At 72.5% G+C, this 18,688-nt stretch carries 16 protein-coding genes and 1 pseudogene; 7 read left to right on the top strand and 10 right to left on the bottom strand.

The genetic code is table 11. The features are described from left to right. Positions 1–402 (bottom strand): alpha/beta hydrolase (locus tag ASC99_RS27615; RefSeq protein ID WP_057237047.1); only part of this gene is annotated, 402 nt, incomplete at its 3' end. Positions 403–482: 80 nt separating this feature from the next. Here ASC99_RS27615 and ASC99_RS27620 point away from each other — a divergent pair. After that, positions 483–1,088, top strand: coding sequence for a bifunctional 2-polyprenyl-6-hydroxyphenol methylase/3-demethylubiquinol 3-O-methyltransferase UbiG (locus ASC99_RS27620; RefSeq protein WP_235502557.1), 606 nt, complete (start codon positions 483–485; stop codon positions 1,086–1,088). 24 nt (positions 1,089–1,112) lie between these two features. Here the strand turns inward: ASC99_RS27620 and ASC99_RS27625 are convergent, their stop codons facing one another. From ASC99_RS27625 to ASC99_RS27640, 4 genes are all read right to left on the bottom strand, one after another. After that, positions 1,113–2,525: a leucyl aminopeptidase gene (locus ASC99_RS27625; RefSeq protein ID WP_063857217.1), complete on the bottom strand. Its 1,413-nt coding sequence runs from the start codon at positions 2,523–2,525 to the stop codon at positions 1,113–1,115. Further along, positions 2,522–5,053: a hypothetical protein gene (locus tag ASC99_RS27630; RefSeq protein WP_057237053.1), complete on the bottom strand. Its 2,532-nt coding sequence runs from the start codon at positions 5,051–5,053 to the stop codon at positions 2,522–2,524. Before ASC99_RS27630 ends, ASC99_RS27625 begins: the two co-directional genes overlap by 4 nt. A 470-nt stretch (positions 5,054–5,523) precedes the next feature. Then, positions 5,524–6,639 (bottom strand): aminotransferase class V-fold PLP-dependent enzyme, encoded by a 1,116-nt coding sequence (locus ASC99_RS27635; RefSeq protein ID WP_057237056.1) that lies wholly within the window; start codon positions 6,637–6,639, stop codon positions 5,524–5,526. A 10-nt stretch (positions 6,640–6,649) separates the two neighbouring features. Further along, positions 6,650–7,888 (bottom strand): MFS transporter, encoded by a 1,239-nt coding sequence (locus ASC99_RS27640; RefSeq protein ID WP_057237058.1) that lies wholly within the window; start codon positions 7,886–7,888, stop codon positions 6,650–6,652. A 232-nt stretch (positions 7,889–8,120) separates the two neighbouring features. Between ASC99_RS27640 and ASC99_RS27645 the strand changes: the two genes are divergently transcribed. Further along, on the top strand, positions 8,121–9,323 hold the full coding sequence (locus ASC99_RS27645; RefSeq protein WP_057237060.1) for a PQQ-binding-like beta-propeller repeat protein: 1,203 nt from the start codon (positions 8,121–8,123) through the stop codon (positions 9,321–9,323). 7 nt (positions 9,324–9,330) lie between these two features. Here the strand turns inward: ASC99_RS27645 and ASC99_RS27650 are convergent, their stop codons facing one another. The 3 genes from ASC99_RS27650 to ASC99_RS27660 all read right to left on the bottom strand — a co-directional run bounded on the left by ASC99_RS27650 (position 9,331) and on the right by ASC99_RS27660 (position 13,084). Next, the gene (locus tag ASC99_RS27650) at positions 9,331–9,789 is read right to left on the bottom strand and encodes a (2Fe-2S)-binding protein (protein ID WP_057237062.1); all 459 of its coding nucleotides are present in this window, start codon (positions 9,787–9,789) and stop codon (positions 9,331–9,333) included. A 41-nt stretch (positions 9,790–9,830) separates the two neighbouring features. Further along, entirely contained in the window at positions 9,831–12,038 is a 2,208-nt protein-coding gene (locus ASC99_RS27655) for a xanthine dehydrogenase family protein molybdopterin-binding subunit (RefSeq protein ID WP_057237064.1), read from the bottom strand. Between the two features lie 110 nt (positions 12,039–12,148). Beyond that, positions 12,149–13,084: a polysaccharide deacetylase family protein gene (locus ASC99_RS27660; protein WP_082598687.1), complete on the bottom strand. Its 936-nt coding sequence runs from the start codon at positions 13,082–13,084 to the stop codon at positions 12,149–12,151. Between the two features lie 789 nt (positions 13,085–13,873). On the opposite strand from ASC99_RS27660, the pseudogene ASC99_RS41250 reads away from it, so the two are divergent. The 5 genes and pseudogenes from ASC99_RS41250 to ASC99_RS27685 form a co-directional block, all read left to right on the top strand. After that, positions 13,874–13,984, top strand: a pseudogene (locus ASC99_RS41250) (hypothetical protein); the annotation flags it as partial. Positions 13,985–14,477: 493 nt separating this feature from the next. Continuing rightward, positions 14,478–14,801 (top strand): hypothetical protein, encoded by a 324-nt coding sequence (locus ASC99_RS38995; RefSeq protein WP_057237068.1) that lies wholly within the window; start codon positions 14,478–14,480, stop codon positions 14,799–14,801. 42 nt (positions 14,802–14,843) lie between these two features. Then, positions 14,844–15,494: a response regulator transcription factor gene (locus ASC99_RS27675; RefSeq protein ID WP_057237070.1), complete on the top strand. Its 651-nt coding sequence runs from the start codon at positions 14,844–14,846 to the stop codon at positions 15,492–15,494. An 81-nt stretch (positions 15,495–15,575) separates the two neighbouring features. Further along, positions 15,576–16,172, top strand: coding sequence for a GrpB family protein (locus ASC99_RS27680; RefSeq protein ID WP_057237072.1), 597 nt, complete (start codon positions 15,576–15,578; stop codon positions 16,170–16,172). A 42-nt stretch (positions 16,173–16,214) separates the two neighbouring features. After that, positions 16,215–17,732 carry a hypothetical protein gene (locus tag ASC99_RS27685; RefSeq protein WP_082598688.1) on the top strand — a complete coding sequence of 506 codons (1,518 nt, stop codon included), beginning with the start codon at positions 16,215–16,217 and terminating at the stop codon, positions 17,730–17,732. An 11-nt stretch (positions 17,733–17,743) separates the two neighbouring features. Here ASC99_RS27685 and ASC99_RS27690 read toward each other — a convergent pair whose 3' ends face one another. Next, the gene (locus ASC99_RS27690) at positions 17,744–18,100 is read right to left on the bottom strand and encodes a hypothetical protein (RefSeq protein ID WP_235583153.1); all 357 of its coding nucleotides are present in this window, start codon (positions 18,098–18,100) and stop codon (positions 17,744–17,746) included. Between the two features lie 122 nt (positions 18,101–18,222). Beyond that, positions 18,223–18,660 (bottom strand): hypothetical protein, encoded by a 438-nt coding sequence (locus ASC99_RS27695; RefSeq protein ID WP_082598697.1) that lies wholly within the window; start codon positions 18,658–18,660, stop codon positions 18,223–18,225. Positions 18,661–18,688 lie beyond the last annotated feature (28 nt).

The following is an 18,688-nucleotide window of genomic DNA, read 5'->3' on the forward strand; positions in this document are numbered from 1 at the left end:
GGTCGTCGTCCGGTCGTCGTCCGAGGCGACCACGGTGGTGCGGAACGGCAGCGGGGCGAGCGGCACCGGGCGGAAGTTGACCAGCTCGGGCACCTCCGCCGTGTCGATGTCGGCGGGGGCGACCAGCAGCGCGCCCAGCACCTTCGCCGCAAGCTCGGGCCGGGCCGAGGCGGCCCAGTGCGCGACGGTGATGCAGCCCAGGCTGTGCGCGACCAGCACCACAGGAGCGTCGGCGTCCGCCACGGCGCGGTCGAGGGTGCCCACCCAGTCCGGCAGTTGCGGCTTGTCCCAGTCGGCATGCTCGACCCGCCAGAACCGGGCCGGGTCGGACCGCTCCCAGTAGCTCTGCCAGTGCTCGGCCTCGGAGTTCTGGTACCCGGGCAGGATCAGGTGGGTGCTCATCGGGGTCGGCCCTCTCTACGGCAGGGGTGTGGACGGGCACCGTCGGCCGTCCTGTCTGTCCGTGACCTTAGTCTGTGCGAGTGATCATTCCGGAGCCCCTTTCCAGTACCGCCGGCTACGGCGAAGCCGCAGAGATGCTCGTCGAGCAGTACGAGAGCGTCTCCTTCGCCGAGGTCCACCGCGACGTACTGCACCTGTTCCCCGCTCAGCCCAGTGCGATCCTCGACATCGGAGCCGGCAGTGGCCGTGATGCCGCCGCGCTGGCCGGCCAGGGGCACGTGGTGGTCGCTGCCGAGCCGACTGCGGAGCTCCGTGCTCTGGGCCAACAGATCCATGACGACCGGGACATCGAGTGGGTCGACGACTCGCTGCCCGAGATGAGGATACTGCGCAGTCGCGGTCAACGTTTCGACCTGATCCTGCTGACGGCCGTGTGGATGCACCTGGACGAACTGGAGCGGTCGTCGGCGATGAGGAGCATCGCCGACCTGCTCGCCGGCGAGGGGCGAGTAGTCCTCTCCCTGCGGCACGGCCCGGTCCCGGCCGGGCGGCGGATGTTCGACGTTTCGGCGCACGAGACGATCGAGCTCGCCCGTGGCCATGGTCTGAGCGTCGTGCACCACAGCGAGCGTGAGGACCCGCATGCTCGGCAAGGTGTGCGCTGGAGCTACTTGGGACTGCAGTAGGAGACTGCCGTCGGCTGACGAGGGTCAGCTGCCGTCGGCGAGCAGGTACTCGATCAGGGTGCGGACGCCGACGCCGGTGCCGCCGGGTGTCCACTCGGCGTCGTCGGTGTCGGAGAGGGCGGTGCCCTGGATGTCGAGGTGGGCCCAGGGGATGTCCGGGGGGACGAACTCGCGGAGGAAGAGGCCCGCGAGGAGGGCGGTTCCGTGGCGGACGCCGAGGGTGTAGTTGGCCAGGTCGGCGACGCGGGAGGCGAGTTGGGTGCGGTAGGAGTCGGGGAGTGGCAGTGGCCAGAGCTCCTCGCCCGCCCGGCGTCCGGCGCTGCGGAGGCCGTCGGTGAGGGCGTCGTCGGTGCCCAGTACGGCGGTGATGCGCCGGCCGAGGGCGACGGCGGCCGCGTCGGTGAGGGTGGCGAGGTCGATGATCGCGTCCGGGGTGGTCTCCCCGGCCAGGGTGAGGGCGTCGGCCAGGATCAGGCGGCCCTCGGCGTCGGCGTGCCGGACCTCGACGGTGGTGCCGCTGCGCATCCGGAGGACGTCACCGACCCGGATCGGGTTCCCGTTCGGCATGTTCTCGGTCAGCGGCAGCCAACCGTCCACCGCCACCGGGCAGTTCAGGGCGGTGAGGGTGGACATGGCGGCGAGTACGGCGGCCGCTCCCGCCATGTCGGCCTTCATGGCGGCGAGTTCGGCGTTCGGCTTGAGCGAGAGGCCGCCCGCGTCGTAGGTGACGCCCTTGCCGACCAGGGCGATCCGGCGGGCGGCCGGGTCGGCGGTGGGCCGGTAACTCAGGCGGACCAGCCGGGGCGGCAGCAGGGAGCCCCGGCTGACCCCGAGCAGGCCGCCGAGCCGCTCGTGGGCGATCCGGTCGCCATCCCAGACCTCGCACTCCAGGCCGGAGGAGGCGGCGATTTTGAGCGCCCGGTCGGCGAACTCCGGTGGGGTGAGCGCCTCGCCGGGCTCGTTGACCAGGTCGCGGGCCAGCAGGACGGCCTCGCCGATCCGCAGCCCGGCGGCGAGCGCCGTGCGGGCCTCGGGGATGTCCTCGGTGACCAGGTCGATCCGCTGGTCCGTCGCGGGCACAGGGGAGAAGTACCCGGCGAAGCGGTACCCGCCGAGCAGGTAGCCCTCGACCAGCGCCCGCAGTTCGGCGTCGGGGGCGCGGAGGGCCAGCCGCCGGTAGCCGGAGACGGCGCGGGCCAGCCGGGCGCCGGTGGTCCGGGCGGTGTCGCGTCCGTAGGCGGCCCGGGGGCCGCAGCCCAGCAGGACGGTGACCGGGGCGCCGGGCAGGTGCAGGGTCTGGCCCGGTGCGCCGGAGAAGCCGCTGCCCGCGCGGAAGGCGGGGGTCAGCTCGGCCGGCAGGTCATCGGACCAGACCGGGGTCACCACGGCCTCGACGTCGGTCGGCTGACGGTGCGTCAGTCGCCACTCGGCGCTCATGCGGTCCTGGCGGCGCGGCGGGCCGCGCCCCACGCCTCGAGATCCGCCAGGTACTGCGCGGCCAGCTCGCCCATGCCGTTGGCCGGGCCGACGGTGGCCCAGCCCCGGGCGGCGGAGATGGCGTACGGGTCGATCCGGAGCGCCTGGAGGTAGCAGTCCTCGGCGAGCAGCGGCTGCCCGGCCCGGGCGAAGCAGTCGCCCGCCGCCGCGTAGCCGAAGGCGGTGGAGACCGGCCCCAGCCGCGCCGTCCGCAGGTAACTGTGCGCCGCCGCCTCGGGGTTGTCGTCCTTCAGCAGTCCCTCCGCGACCTCGATGTGGGTCTTGGGCTCGTACGGGTCGAGGGCCAGTGCCTCGGCGACCAGCAGGTGCGCCCGCTCGTTCTCGCCGAAGGCGTAGAACTCCTTGGAGCGGCTCTCCACGCAGGCCCGCAGATTCTCTCGCCGCAGGAACTCCTGGTACTCGCCGACGGCCGGCACCGCCCGGGCCAGCTCCTCGGCCCGGTCCATGTCGGCGGCCAGCCGTGCGGCGTCCTGCTGCAGGAACGGTACGTAGCTGACGCTGCGGTAGAACCGGCTCTCCATCATCATCTTCTCGAACGGCGAGTACTGCGGATCGGCCAGCAACTCGGCCATCGCCTGCTCGCCGATCTCCCGCCAGCCGAGCGCGGTCTCGAGCGAACGGGTCTCCCGGGCCTCGTAGATGACCGAGAACACGGCGATCACGAACCGGAGGTGGGTCGGGCAGGCCAGGTGCTCGACGATCGCCCGCGAGTTGGCCGGGGCGACCACGGCGGCCCGGCCGACCGAGCCGACCCAGCGGACCACGTCCAGCCAGTGGTGCAGCCGCAGCTCGGCGGCAGTCTGCAGCTCGGCCGCCGGGGTGAAGGGAATCAACTCCTGTACCAGCTTGATGAATCCGAGCCGGTAGAGCACCACAGCGACCTGGTGCTGCCGCTCCGCGTCGTAGGTGGCGAACTTCTCGACCCAGCCGCAGAGGGTGTCCCAGGCGGGGGTGCGCAGGTGAGCGGGGAGTTCGGCGGGGTGCGCGACGGCGAACTCGGTCAGGCCCGACTCGCGGATCAGGTTGGTGCGGAAGGCGGGCGGCATCAGCCGCTGCCAGTTCACCTTCGGCGGGGTGCCCTGCTCGGCGAACTCGAAGGCCAGGGTGGGCAGTTTGGCGTAGAGACCGGGGGACTGCGACTCGCCGAGATTGAAGTACGCCGCGTGCATCCGGTAGTGCCAGTTATTGGCGTACGGGCGCTCCGGGTCGCGGTCGGCGGCCAACCGGACCACCTCGGCCAGTGGCTCGTCTCCCGCCGCCAGGCAGCTCGCCACCAGCCGGTCACGGGTCGCGGAGGCTCGCGGCGCGGCCCGGAATGCCCGCTCGGTGAGCACCCGGGCGAACTCGCCCTGCCCGGTCTGCTCGGCGCAGTCCGCCGCGTGCAGCAGCGCGAACCCGGTCCCGTACGGGCCGAGCCGGGCGGCGTGCAGGTAGCCCGTCAACGCCTGCTCGGGGCGGCCGGCGCGCTGGTGTGCCTGCGCGGTCTGCATCCGGAGCTTCACGCAGCTCGGGTCGATCGCCAACCCCTCGGCGAGGGCCCGCTGTTCGGCCTCGGTGTCACCGGTCCTGACGGCCATCTCGACCCGGCGGTCGATCAGCCGGCGCCTGGTCTCCAGCAGCACCAGGGCGTCGTCCTGGTCCGGCGCGGTCAGCTCGTCGACGGCCTGCTGAGCCGCCGTCAGCCGGGCCGTGGCGCCGGCGAAGTCCCGCTGGCGCTCGGCGTACATCACCTCCCGCAGGGCGAGGCGGGCCTCCGTGACGGTGCGTTGGAAGCCGGTCAACTCGCCTGCCAGGTCGGCGAGGAGAGCCCGGGCGCGATCGAGGTGGTGCGGCACGGCCGAGTCGTCGCCGCCGTGCCTGGCCAGCAGATAGCCCCAGCCCGCCACCGACTGCACGTGGGTGAGGGTGGGGGCCGGTTGGTCGACCAGCGGCAGGTAGGCGGCCGTGGTCCGTTCGGTCAGACCTTCGAGGCCGAACAGCGCGACGGCGCGGGCGGCCTGCAGCCCCGCCGTCACCGTGTCCTGGCAGGCCGCCGGGTCGAGATTCGCCGGTACCAGGTCCAGCACGGCGGGCAGCAGGCAGGCGGCGACCAGCCAGTGGGCCAGCCCGGCCCGGTCGACGGCGTCCAGGTCGGCGTGGTTGCGGTAGGCCTCCGCCATTCGCCGCCACGCGGGCGAGGCCAGCTCCTCGGGCAGCTCCGCCGGGTTCGAGGCCCGGTAGCGGTGCAGCCGGGACTCCTCGACCAGCAGCCGCCGGTAGCTCGCGGGCATCGTCATGCCGAAGCGCAGTGCGCCGGGCGTGCGGGTCTCGAACCGACGGGCCGCCAGGACCGCCGCCCTGGCCTGAATGACCGTCAGCGGGCTGTCGGCCCCGTCGAAGTACGGCCGGTGCACCTCGAAGGTCAGCCAGCTCGGGGCGTTCACCCCGACTGTGCCGTGACTGAACTGCCAGCGGTCCACGGTGCCCATCCCCATCGTTCTCGACGTGTTCTTCGGCGTGCCCTCGGAGAACTGAGATGCGCCCTGCGACCGGAGGCCACAGGGCGCAACACCAGTGGGACGGCTCAGGTGGCGTCGTCCATCAGACAGGTCCAGCAGTCAGCTGCACCCGTGGTGATCTCGACCTCGTCCGCAAGGGACTCCCAGGACTCGTACGACATTTCGTACTCCCTTCACCGAATGACCGGACACGTATATTCGTGCCGGTGCTGGTGAGGGGAAACTATGGCAGTCCGACGGGTGCGGTCAAGGGTGGTCGGGAGTATTTCGGCCGTAATTCGAAGGGCCTTGTCAGGTAATGAATTCGGCTGGCAGAAAATGCGCTCCAGCCCTGTGGCCATGGGGCCGCAGGGTTCGGCTGTGCCGGGTTGGACCGGGTGGCGAAGGCCGCCCGCCAAGGGTTGCCGGTCCGTGAAAGACGTTTCACGGACCGGCTGTTGTCATGGCTTCAGTTCGGAGATCCTGACCAGGAAGAGATCGACTTCTTCGTCCGTCGTCCAATAGTGCGGGGAGACCCGCACCAGGCCGGCCGGTACGGATACCTGGACCGCGGACCCGATCAGGGTGTCCACGAGTTCGGCGCTGTCCAGCTGCGGAGTGGAGAAACTGACGATTCCGGAGTTCGAGGACGGGCCGGGCGGGGTGGCGGGAGTAAAGCCGATATCGGAAATACCCGTCCTGATCCGATCGGCGAGGGTGAGCACCCGGTCGGCCACGGCGGTGAGGCCGACGGCTTCCAGTTCGGCGAGTGCGGCGGCCAGCCCGGCCATGCCGACCAGGTCGTACATGCCGCCCTCGACCCGGGCGGTGGCGGCCCGTTCGGGGAGGTGGTAGCTCAGCGGGCCCGGGCCCTTCATCAGCTCCGCCGCGCCGTCGAAGCCGAACCAGCCGGTCGGGGGCGACCGGAGCAGCTCGAGGCGCCCGGCCCGGCAGAAGAAGACGCCCGTCCCGGGCGGTCCGCCGAGCCACTTGTGCGCGCCCGCCGCCAGGAAGTCGACGGGTGAGTCCGCGAGCGAGAGCGGCAGCGCGCCGAGACTCTGCACGGCGTCCACGCTGACCAGGGCGCCGACCCGGGCGGCGAGGGCGCAGACCGCGTCCAGGTCGATCCGGAAGCCGGTGGCGAAGTTGACGTGGCTGACGGCGACCAGTCTGGTCCGCGGGCCGATCGCGGCGGCGACGTCGGCCATCCGGTATCCGCCGTCGTGCATCGGCACCCAGACCGGCTCGACACCGTGCCGCGAAAGCCTGGTCCACGGGCGGACGTTGGCGGGGAAGTCACGCTCGAAGAGCACCACCTGGTCGCCCGGCCGCCAGTCGAGACCGTCCGCGACGAGATGCACCCCCGTCGAGGTGTTGGGCACGAAGGCCAGTTCCTCCGGCGCGCAGCAGAGCAGCCGGGCCATCGACCGGCGGGCGGCCGCCCGGGTGGCGAAGATCCCGCCGAGCCGGGTGCTGCCGTGCGGCAGCACCTCCGTCAGGACGCTCTGCATCGCGCTCACCGCGGCGGGCCGCAGGCGGCCGAAACCGGCATGGTCCAGGTATGCGCTCTCCGTCACCGACGTCTCCTCAACTGGCTGCCACGGGCGTGCTCTTGGCGCCTGCGGTGACGGCCGTCCAGGCCGCGATCAGCAGCGGGACGCCGTGCAGCAGCAGGACCCACTCCGGCACCCGATCGGGCTGCAGCGCAACGCTGGTGACGAGCAGTCCGGCCATGAAGCCGCTGTTGACGACGATCTGGCCCAGGCCGAAGGCCCGGCCGCGCCGGTCGTCTGGCAGCCGCTGCATGGCCTGCTTGAAGGTGATCTCGCTCAGCGCGTCGCCGAGACCGGCGACCACGGCGCAGAGCAGCCGGGGCCACCAGCCGTCCAGCCAGAAGATCCCGATGAACCCCGCCGACATGACCATGGTGGCCAGGCAGAACACCATCATGGGGTTGTGTTCGATGACGCGCTTGGCGAGCGGGCGCAGGACGAAGCTCGCCAGCAGCAGGCCGGCCGCCCAGCAGCCCCAGACCGCGCCGGAGACGAAGGTCGGTGAGTCGGGCCGCAACTCGCTGCCCAGGATGGGCAGTCCGACGTGCTGCGAGGCGCTGCCGAAGGCGTCCAGACCGCGCAGTACCACCAGCATCGCCAGACCCGCGCCGACCAGCAGCGGCCAGGCGCCGGTCCGGTCCCGCCGGGCGCCGCCCGCCGCGCCGGGCTCGCGCATCCGCAGCCGGAGGGCGGTGAGCACCAGGGCCGAGAGCGCGTACGTCCCCGCGTCCAGCGCGAACACGCCCCGGTAGCCGATCAGCGGGACCAGTACGGTGGCCAGGCCCATGCCGACCATGAAGGCGACGCCCTTGAGCCCGGCCAGCAGGCTGTTCACCGCCTGGGTGCGCTCCCCGGCGAGGACCGGCGTCGCGGCGGACAGGGTGGCCTCGAAGACCGAACGGCCGGTGCCGATCAGCGCGACGGCCGCGTAGAGCCACCAGTTCTGCGCCGCGTCCGGCAGCAGCGCGAGCAGGGCGAGCATCAGCATCCGCACCAGGTCGGCGCCGATCATCACCCGCCGCCGGTCCCACCGGTCGCCGTACCGGTGGCCGAGCCGGCCGCCCGCGATCGCGCCCGCGTACAGCGCGGCGCTCAAGAGCCCGGTGGCGAAGGCGGAGTGGCTGCGCTCCCAGACGAAGACCGACAGGCAGATGAAGTCGAGCGCGTACCCGATGTCCGACATCGTCTTGGCGGCGAGGAACACCCCCAGATCACGACGGGTCGCCGAGGGGGCAGGGCCGGTGCTGGTGGCCGGTGGCTCCGTCCGGGTCACTGCTGCACCAGGAGCATCCGCCGCACTCTCCACTCGCTCCGCCGTGCGCCACCCCAGCGGGCACCCGGACCTGGACCAGCGTCCCAGCGGTTGATCGAAATGGGTAGAGGGCGTCAGGCCGGGGATCAGGCAGCATGCTGCCAGCACGATCCTGTTGACCTGGCGTCACCGGGGCTGCGGCCGGGCCCGTTATTCTCTTCTGATCATCGGATGATGGAGGGGTGGGGCCGAAATGCACACGGGGGAGCAGGTCGGGTCGACAACGCTGGACGAGCCCGAGGGCGGCGCTCCGGCGGGCGAGCAGCTCGAGGCGGCGCCGGGCGGGCCGTCACGCCGTCAGTTGCTGCTGGGGGCAGCAGCGTTGGTGGCGGGCGGGGCGGCCTGGGGGCTCGGCCGGGGTGGGGACCGGGAGCCGGAGCGCGGCCGGGTCGCGGTGTCCGGTCCTGAGCCGCTCTGGACGTACCGGGGTGAGGTGCCGCAGGCCGCCGACCGGGTGGCCGGGGCCGGGACGGTGCCGTTGCTGGCGACCACCGAGCAGGTCTACCTGCTGTCACCGGACAGCGGCGCGGTGGTCAAGCGGATCGAGCTGCCCAGCGGACCCCCGGGGCCCCGCGCCGAGGACCTGCTGGCAGCGGGAGATCGGGTCCATCAGGTCGGGGGCGGCCGGTTCACCGCCTACGGGTACGGGCCCGACCAGTCGGTGGCGATCCCGCCGGAAGCCGGCCGGTTCTGCCAACTGCTCGACGTGGACGGGGACGTGCTGTTCGGAGTGGGCGGCTTCGAGGACGGGGCGCTGTTCGCGCTGGACCTGCCGACCGGCAGGCCGTGCTGGCTGCGGACGGCCCGGGAGAACGACGGGTTCCTGACGGACCTGCAGCCCGCGCCCGGTGGGCGGCTGGTGGCGCGCAGCACCCGGGACGAGGTGGTCGCGCTGAGCGCGGCGGACGGCTCCGTGCTCTGGAGCGCCTCGGCCGACCAGGCGCTGAGCTGGCGGGAGTGCGACGCCGAACGGGTCTACACGGCCCGGCGCGCCAACGGTGTGCGGGCGTTCGGGCTGGCGGACGGCAGGCCGGGCTGGGTGCTGGAGGACGAGAGCTGGCGGCCGATCCGGCCGCTGGCCGCCGACGGCGCGCTGTACCTGCTGCGCGACAACGGCGAGGTGACCAGGAACGTACCCGCCGACGGCAGCCAGGTGTGGTCCTGCCGGCTGCCGTTCCGGCTGGACTCCCGGTGCCGTCCGGTGGCGGTGGGCGGGACACTCTTCGTGCCCGGCCCGACCGGTGGCGGCGTCTGGGCGCTGGACATCGCGACCGGCGCGGTCCGGTGGACCTTCCGGGACGCCGAACCGGGCGTCCAGGTCTGGCGGTTGAACACCGACGGCAAGCGGCTGTACGCCGGTCACGACCGGGTGCTGCACGCCCTGCCGATCGCCTGAGCGGGCGTCAGTCGAGCGCGTCGGCCGCCTGCTTGATGGCCTGCCGGATGCGGAAGTAGGTACCGCAGCGGCAGACGTTCTCGATCCGGTCGATGTCCGCGTCGGTCGGGCAGGCGGTGCGGCGCAGCAGGGCCACGGCGGTCATGATCTGGCCGGGCTGGCAGAAGCCGCACTGGGCCACGTCGCAGTCCAGCCAGGCCTGCTGGACGGGGTGCAGCACGTCGCCGTCCGCCAGGCCCTCGATGGTGGTCACCTGACGGTTCGCGCAGTCGCCGACGGGCACCACACAGGGCTGGATCTCCTCGCCGTCCAGATGGCTGGTGCAGGCGCGGCAGACGCCCACCCCGCAGCCGTACTTGGGGCCGGTGACGCCGAGCTTGTCGCGCAGCACCCAGAGCAGCGGCATGTCGGCCGGTGCCTCGACGGTGACCGGCTTGCCGTTCAGGACGAACTGATGAGTGGGCACGTGACGGTCCTTCAGAAGTTGATCGGTCAGTGTCTGATCGGTCAGTGTTTGATCGGGAAGCTGCGCGGGCTGGTGCCGGTGGCGCGGGCGTAGGCGTTGGCCACCGCGGCGGCGGCCGCCGGGACGCCGAGCTCGCCCGCGCCACCGGGCGGACCGCTCGGTGGCATCAGGTGCGCCTCGAAGGCGAGCGGGCTGTGCCGCTGCCGGGCGTAGTGGAAGTCGGCGTAGCTGCCCTCGCGGATCGCGCCGCGGTCCAGGTGGAGGCCGGCCCGCAGGGTGACCGAGATGCCGTCGGTGACGGCGCCGAGCAGCTGTGCCTCCAGGCCGCGCGGGTTGATCACCCGGCCGACGTCGGCGGCCACCACCGCCTTGGTGACCCGGGGTTCGGCCGGGTCGGTGGCGTCGATCTCCACCAGGCAGGCGACGCTGGAGCGGTGCTCGGAGTGGAAGGCGATGCCCTGGGCGTGCCCGGCCGGCATCGGGCGGCCCCAACTCCCGGCCTGGGCGGCCTTGTCGAGGACGGCGCGGGCGCCCGCGTCCCGCAGCCTGGCCCGGCGGAAGGCGACCGGGTCCCGGCCGAGGGTGCGGGCCAGCTCGTCCACCATCACCTCGTCGGCGACCCGGACCAGGCCCGAGTACACCGAGCGCCAGCTCCCGGTGGGGATGTCCAGCGGCACCTCGGTGAGCAGCTGGGTGGTGACCCCGAGCTCGTACGGGAGCTCCTGGGTGAGGTCGAAGAAGACCTGCGAGAAGGCGTCCGCACCGACCGGGAGGGAGGCTCCGGCGGCGGTCAGGGCCTCGCCGAGCCCGTGCCCGAAGTCGGTCCGCACGGTGCAGACCCGGTGTTCGTACGTGAGCACCTGGCCGAGCAGGTGGGTGGCCCGGACCCGGTGGTGGCTGGCGGGGCGCACCCGGCCGTGCCGGATGTCGTCGTTGCGGGTCCACATGAGTTTGACGGGCCGTCCGGCCGCCTGGGAGATCCGGGCCGCCTCGACGGCGGCGTCCGCGAAGAGGCGGCGGCCGAACGATCCGCCGGCCCGGACCACGTTCACCTTCACCGCGCCGACCGGCAGGCCGAGGACGGCCGCGATGGCCTGCTGGGCGGCTATCGGCGCCTGGGCCGCGAACCAGAGCTCGGCCCGGTCGGGGCGGACGTCCGCGACGGCGGTGAGCACCTCCATCGGCGCGTGGCTGACGAAGGCGAAGTCGAACTCGGCGTCCAGGCTCAGACTCAGCAGCGGCGGGACCACGAAGGGCGCGGTGGCGGCCCGGAGCTTGGCCCGGACGTCGGTGTCGGAGAGCGCGGCCAGCGGCCCCGGGTTCCAGCTGACCTGGACGGCGGCCTTGGCCTTGAGCGCCTGGTCGAAGGTCTCGGCCAGGACGGCTATACCGGTGGGCACCGCCAGCACGTCCAGCACGCCGGGCATCGCACGCGCGGCGGCGCCGTCCCAACTGCGCACGGTGCCCTTGACGGTGGGCGGCCGGAGCACCACGGTGGGCACCGCGCCGGGGACGTCCAGGTCGCCCGCGTACTTGGCCTTCCCGGTGACGATGTCCCGGGCGTCGATCCGGCCGGTGGGCTGCCCGACCAGGCGCTGCTGGGTGGCGGGCCGGGGCAGCGTGGAGACCGCCGGGACCAGCACGGCGGCGGCCGCGACGGCGAGTTCGCCGTACGAGGCCGAGCGGCCGTCCGGGGCGATCACCCGGCTGTCCTGGGTGCGCAGGCCGGTCGCGGAGAGGTCCCAGCGGCGGGCGGCGGCGGTCACCAGCCGGGCCCGGGCAGCGGCGGCCGCGGCCCGGACCGGGTCGTAGAGGGACCGCACCGAGTTGGAGGCGCCGGTGAGTTGAGCGAACAGCAGCTCAGGGCGGGCCGGGGAGAGCGGGACGTCCACGTCGGTGAGGACGGCGTCCAGCTCGTCGGCGACCAGCATCGCCATCGCGGTGGTCAGGCCCTGGCCGACCTCGACCCGGGGCAGCTGGAGCACCACCCGGCCGGCCTCGGTGACCTCCAGCACCAGCAGGTGCGCGGTCGGCAGCCCGGCCAGGATCAGCGCGTCGCCCAGGTCGGCCAGGCTCGGCAGCCCGGGCAGGGCCTGGGCCGGCTCGGCGTCCAGGGCGAGTTGGGCGCCGACCGCGAGGGCGGGGGCGGCCACCAGGTAGGTGAGGAATCGGCGGCGGCCGAGGGCCTGCGGCGTACTGGAGATTTCGGGAGCCTTTCCGGGCCACGGAGCGAAGAGCGGACCGAGCATAGGAGGGGCTGGCCCGCAGGTCAACATGCGCATGACCAAGTCCGGGAAGGCGAATGTGACGGCCGGTCAGTCCCGTCGGGCGTCCGGAGTCGGGCGGGCGGCGTCGGGCGTCAGCCGAGGTAGTCGTCGAGCCGGGCCAGTGCGAAGCCCTGCTCGGTGACGGTCCGGAGGACCTGACGGGCCATGTCGGTCATCGACCCCGACCAGTCCTCGGTACCCCGGAAGTGGGTCAGGATGATGTCGCCCGGGTGCAGCCGCCGGTCGAGCTGGCGGTACTCCATCCGGTCCGGGAAGGCCTCCTCGTTCCACATCGGGACCGCCGTGATGCCACAGGAGCGGGCGGCGCGCAGGGTGTCGGTGGTGTACTCGCCGTACGGCGGCCGGAACAGCACCGGGCGGACCCCGATCTCGCGCTCGAGCTCGTCCTGCTGGCCGCAGATCTCGGCCTGCTGCTGCGCGTAGTTCAGCTTCCGCAGGTCCTTGTGGTTGACGGTGTGGTTGTTGACCCGCACGCCCTGCGCGTTCAGGTCCCGGAAGTACCCGTAGTCGCTGCGGGCCAGGTAGCCGGAGACGAAGGCGCTGAAGGGCAGGCCCAGTTCGCGCATCATCCGGTTGAACCTGGGGTCCTTCTCCTTCCCGTCGTCCACGGTCAGGAACACCACCCGGTCGTCGGTCGGCACCCGCCGCACCAGCGCGGGCAGGTCGTCCCCGGCCAGCGTGACGTGCGGCCCCGCGCTCAGCGCCACCTTCCGGGCCGGGGCCGGCGGGGCGGCCAGCGGCAGCGAGGGCAGGCCCCAGGCCTGCGCCAGCTCGGCCTGCTGACGCTCGGTCAGCAACCGGTGGACGCCGGACCGCTGCGCGCTGTCCTCCTGTTCGGCGGCCCGGCCCGGCAGGACGGCGGGCTGCTGTGCGACCGGTGGCTGCGGGGCCCGGGAGGCCGTGGTCTCCCCGCCGCTCTCCGCCGAGCTGCCGCAGGCGGCTGCGGTGAGTGCCAGGCAGAGCCCGGTGGCCAGTCGGGCCCATGAAGCAGGTGAACCGAATTTCATACCTGCAGATCATCCGGACGCGAGTGCGAGGGCGGGGCAGGCGCGCCGGACGGTCCACCGGATGACGTAGCGGACGGGCCCAGCCAGGCGGCGGCCGGGCCCAGCCAGGCGGTCGAGACTTTGGTCGCGACCGGGTCGCGACGAACGGCGACTGCCGGTCAGGACCGGACTTCGCCTACCCTCGCACGAGTGGTGAGCGAGCGGATCGTGAGCGGGGCGAGAACGGTGGTGGCCAGAGCGCTGCCCGGACCGTGGGGACGGGCTGCCCTGCTGCGGGAGGGTCTGGCGGCGCTGCTGGTCGGCGTGGTCAGCGGAGGGCTGGGAGCGGTCGGCGCGAGCGGACCGGTGCCGTTCACGGTGATCGGCCTCGGTGCGGCGGTGCTCTTCCTGCTCCGGCGCGGGCTGCCCGGCCTGGCCCTGGTGGGCGCGGCGATCGGCGGCGGCACCCTCGGCAGCTGGCTGCCACTGCTGATGATCACCAGCTGGTCGGCCGGCCGGCGGATCACCCGGGCCCGCGACGCGGTGATCGTCTTCCTGGTCTCGTTCGTCCTGATGACGGCCGTCTCGCTGGCCTCCGACCTCGACGACATGCCGCTGCCGGCCCTGCTCGGCGTCGGTGTCGGCGGCTTCCTGCTGCTGGCCGTGCTGCCCGCCGTGTTCGCCCGCTACCGGGCGCAGCGCCGGACCCTGCTGGCCGCCCTGCACGAGCGCAACGACCAGCTGCTGCGCGAGCGCGTCATGATCGCCCGGCAGGCCCGGCTCCGGGAGCGGCACCGGATCGCCCAGGACATGCACGACAGCCTGGGCCACCAGCTCGCGCTGATCTCCGTGCACACCGGCGCGCTGGAGGTGGACCGCACCCTGACCGAGGGTCAGCGCGAGGCCGTCACGGTGCTCCGGCAGGCGGCCGTCGGCGCGATGCGCGAACTGCGCGGCGTGGTCGGCCTGCTCCGGGACGACGCCACCGGCGAACCCCAGGAGGCGGGCGGCGTCGGCGAGATCGAACGGCTGACCGGTGCCTCCCGGGCGGCGGGCACCGAGGTCACACTGACCCGGACCGGCGAGATCAGGGAGCTCACCCCGGCCACCGGCCACGCCGCGTACCGGATCGTCCAGGAGTCGCTGACCAACGCGCACAAGCACGCTCCCGGCGCCCCGATCGGTGTCGCGCTCCGGTACGAACCCGACGCCCTGCTGGTCGAGGTGGTCAACGGCGCGGGCACCCCCGCGCCGACCGCCGCCGTCAGCGGCGGCCAGGGCCTGACCGGCCTGCGCGAGCGCACCCGGCTGCTCGGCGGCATGCTGCACGCCGGGGCCCGACCTCCCCGCCGCCCCCGCCGAGCGGCTGCCCCGGCGGCGGCCGGCCCTCGGCTGCGCCCTGGTGGTGGCGGGCGTGCTGCTCAGCGTGCTCGGCCTGCTGCTCTGGGGCGGCGTCAAGTTCTTCGAGTCCCTGGACCGGGCAACCCTGCCGGACAGCCGGTACGACACCCTCCAGGTCGGCCAGTCCGAGGCGGAGGTCCGCGCCCAACTGCCCGCCGGGAGCGGCTTCATGACCAGCTCCTACCGGGACAAGGGCCCGGCGGCCCCGGCCGGGACGGACTGCGTCTGGTTCGTGTCCGACCACCAGTCGGACCAGTTCGCCAGCAGCAGAGTGTCCCGGCTCTGCTTCCGCGACGGCGTGCTGGTGGAGAAGGTGCACTACCGTGCGGACGACTGAGATCGTGGGTGGCGGGACCGAACCGGACGGAGGCCAGTGCGCGTGATCCGAGTCCTCGTCGCCGACGACGAGCCGCTGATCAGGGCGGGCATCAGGATGATCCTGACCAGCGCCGAGGACATCGACGTGGTCGCCGAGGCGGCCGACGGGCAGCAGGCGCTGGAGCTGGCCAGGGAGCACGCGGTGGACGTGGTGCTGCTGGACATCCAGATGCCGGTACTGGACGGCCTGAGCGCGTTGGCCGAACTGCCCCGCTACGCACCGGATGCCAAGGCCCTGGTGCTGACCACCTTCGGCGCGCGGGACAACGTCCTACGGGCCGTCACCTCCGGCGGCGCGGGCTTCCTGCTCAAGGACACCGCCCCCGCCGAACTGATCCTGGCCGTCCGGGCCGCCGCCGGTGGCCACGCCTTCCTCTCCCCGGCGGCCACCCGGCACATCGTGGACAGCCTGGCCGCCACCCCGGCGGCCGGAGCCCGGGGCGAGGCGGCCCGGCGCAGGCTGGCGACCCTCTCACCGCGCGAGCGCGAGGTGCTGGACCTGCTCGGCGAGGGCCTGTCCAACGCCGACGCGGGCGGCAGGCTGCACATGAGCGAGGCGACGGTGAAGACGTACGTGAGCCGGATCCTGGCCAAGCTGCAGTGCGAGAACCGGGTGCAGGCCGCGCTGTTGGCCCGGGACGCGCTGTCGTAGGCGCTGACCTGCGTCGTCATCCTCGGCGAGCTCCCCGGCTGGTCCTGCCACGGCCGGACCGCTGCTCCTATACTCCCTCGGATGGCAGACGACACGACGCCCACTCGCCCCATCGTGGCTGACCACGACCCCGGCTGGCGGGCGCGAGGAGTCGTCATCAGCACCGAACTGCGGGCCGCGCTCGCACCGCTGGCGCTGCGCGTCGATCACATCGGCAGCACCGCGATCCCCGGGATGGCGGCCAAGGCGACCTTCGACCTGCAGATCAGCGTCGGCGATCTCGCCGAGGCGGCGCACGCCTTCGAACAGCCGTTGGCCGACCGGGGATTCCAGCTGTCCCCCTACCAGCAGGACCATGTGCCCGCCGGATGCGACGACGACCAGGCCCGATGGGCGAAGCGGCTGTGGATGCGCCGCGGGCACCCCGGCGGGGACGTCAACCTGCATGTTCGGCTGCTTGGTTCCCCCAACGAGAGATTTGCCCTGCTGTTCCGCGACTGGCTTCGGGCCCACCCCGAGGCCGTCCCTTCCTACGCCCGGTTCAAGAGGGTTCTCGCGGACACGGTCGCGGATACCGGTACCTACGCCGACGTCAAGGACCCGGTCGTCGACCTCATCATCGCGGTCGCCGAGCCGTGGGCCACCGCGACCGGCTGGACACCACATCCCGGAACCTAGGGCTAGAATCGCTGCTTTGCCGATCAGGGGGAGTCGTCGGTCATGCGTCACGGTTCACATGCGGCCGAGCAGAACTGGCAGGCGGCCGATCTGCCGGCCCGGCGGCTCGCCGGGGTGGCGCTCAACCCGGTTGCCCCGACGGACGTGCTGCTCCGGTTGCTCGCGTGCGACTCCGCCGCTGTACGGATGACCCTCTGTCTGGAGCGGGACCTGCCAGTGGAGGTGGTGGACGCGGTGCTCACCCACCCCGACCCTCGTACCCGGCGGTTCCTCGCGGCCAACCCGCACGTCGACCCGGCGCAACGCGCCCGGTTGGTGGACGATCCGCACTGGCTGGTCCGGGCCTGGCTCGGCCGGGGACCGGGCTACCGGTACGGGCACAGCAAGCTTCCGGAGCAGACCGTGGTCAGGATGCTGACGACCTATGAGCAGGAGTGCCTGGATTCGCTCTTCCGGCAGGTCCCGAGGTCGGCTCGGTGGACGTTTCCGTCGCACCCGGAACCTATGGTGAGGGTCTACGCCTGCGCCTGGTGGTCGGAGCTGACCGAGCAGGAACAGTCGGCCCTGCTCGCCGATCCTGACGAAGAGGTACGCGAGACGGCCCAGCGGCAGGACAGACACCTCGACCCCGAGTACGTCGAGCGCGAGCTCCCCGACCGACCCAGCCACGCCCGGACACACCTGCTGATGCACGGAGCGCTCTCCCGCCGCGTGGTGGAACAAGTGTTGGCCACTCCGGCGGAGCGTCAGGATCTGGCTATGATCGCCGGCAACCCGAGCCTCCCGCTCGACGTCTTGGCATTGCTCGTCCGCGATCCGGACCCGCACGTGCGCGAGACGGCTGCGGGCCGACCGGAACTGACGGCGCAACAGCGGCAGGCCCTCGCCGAGGACCCCGACCCGGCGGTACGCACCCGGATATCCCTGCACCCGGCCCTCACCGAGGAGGAACGCGCCGCGATCGACTACCAGGTCAGCTCGGACCAGACCTTCGGCCCGTCCGGCTTCCCCGCCGAGTACTACGATCCGGCGCGGTCCCGCCGCCACGCCCTCAGCAGTCACCCCACGCTGCGCCGCTCGGCCGCGTGCGATCCCAGTCTGCCGCCGGACCTCGTTACGCTCCTGTCCGACGACCCGGATCTCGGGGTGCGGGTCCTGCTCGCCCAGAACCACCCTCAAGCCTCGGCGGAACTGCTGCTGCGCAGCTTCCTGGAGTACACCGGCCGCGAGCGGTGGCAGCTGACGACCCGTCCGAACTTCCCGACGGCGGAACTCAGCGGCTACGCCGAAGCCGCGGACCCGATGCTCCGACGGCTCGCCCTCCTCGACCCGCAGATCCCGCCGCCCACCCTGGCCCGGCTGTCGGCCGACCCCGACCCGGACGTACGGGCGGACGCCGCTCGGCACCCGAGCCTTCCGTTGCGACGGCTCACCGAACTCCTCGACGACGAGGAACTCGCCCACGTGGCCGCCGCCAACCCGGCCCTGCCCCTGCCGGTGATGCACCGCCTGGTGGCTGCGCCCTACTCGGGGGACCTTTTCGACGCGCACGTCCGGTGACCCAGCCGTACCTACTCACCCCAGTTCTTGGGCAGCGGCTGCTCCCACCAGGGGGTCTCCTCCCAGCACTCCATGGCGAGGGGAGCCGTGTCCGGGAAGTGCCGACGAATCTCACCGAGTACCCAGGCGTCGGCGGTCAGCAGCTCCCACGACGAACTGTCGAACTCTCGGAGCACCAGCACTCGTTCAGTGCCCCTGTACCCGACAAAGTCCGCATCGATCGCCTGTAGATCCGAAGGCAGCAAGGCCAACAGCTCCAGCGTCCCCACGCCGGCCTCGGAGAGCTGCACGATCCCGGCGAGCCGGCCCCCGTCCTCGTAGAACCGCACCCGCCAGGTCAGCCCCAACCCGAAACTCCCCAGTCGCACCAGGAGTTCATTCACCGTGACGTAGCGCCGACCCATCGGGGCCAATGGCGCCGGGCCGTCCTGCCGCCAGGCCCGGAACGTCACCGACTCCACTCGACTCCCATTCTCAGCGCCGTTTCCTGTCATTCCGTGCTGTCTCCCAGAGCGGGCTGTGAAGGGCGAAGAACAGGGTCGATCGCGCGCAGGATCTCGTGCAGTTGACGAGCTCCCAGGGCGACGTGGCCGTCAGCGTCCCGCGACATCTCCTCGCACAAGCGCATCGCGTCGTCCCGGTCGATAGCGAAGATGCCGAACACATCGACGATCGCGGTGTGGATCCAGTCGCTGCGATTCTCGTCGGCGGTTGCCAGCGCGGAGGCCACAATCCTCAGCCCGGCTCTGTCCTTTCGCCGAAGCACGGCTCTCGCGGTCACCAGGGTGACGAAGGTGTCGTCCGGGTCGAGCACGAGTTCCAGCAGCGGCCTGACGGCCTCCGGCATCTCGGCGAAGCCTGCCAAGCCGTGACCGGCATCTGCCCGGTCACGGTAGTCGGGGCTTCGCCCGAGCTCGCCGAGTGCCACGACTGCTGCACGCCGCCGGTCACCGTCC

This window comes from Kitasatospora sp. Root107 (assembly GCF_001424875.1).
GTDB lineage: Bacteria > Actinomycetota > Actinomycetes > Streptomycetales > Streptomycetaceae > Kitasatospora.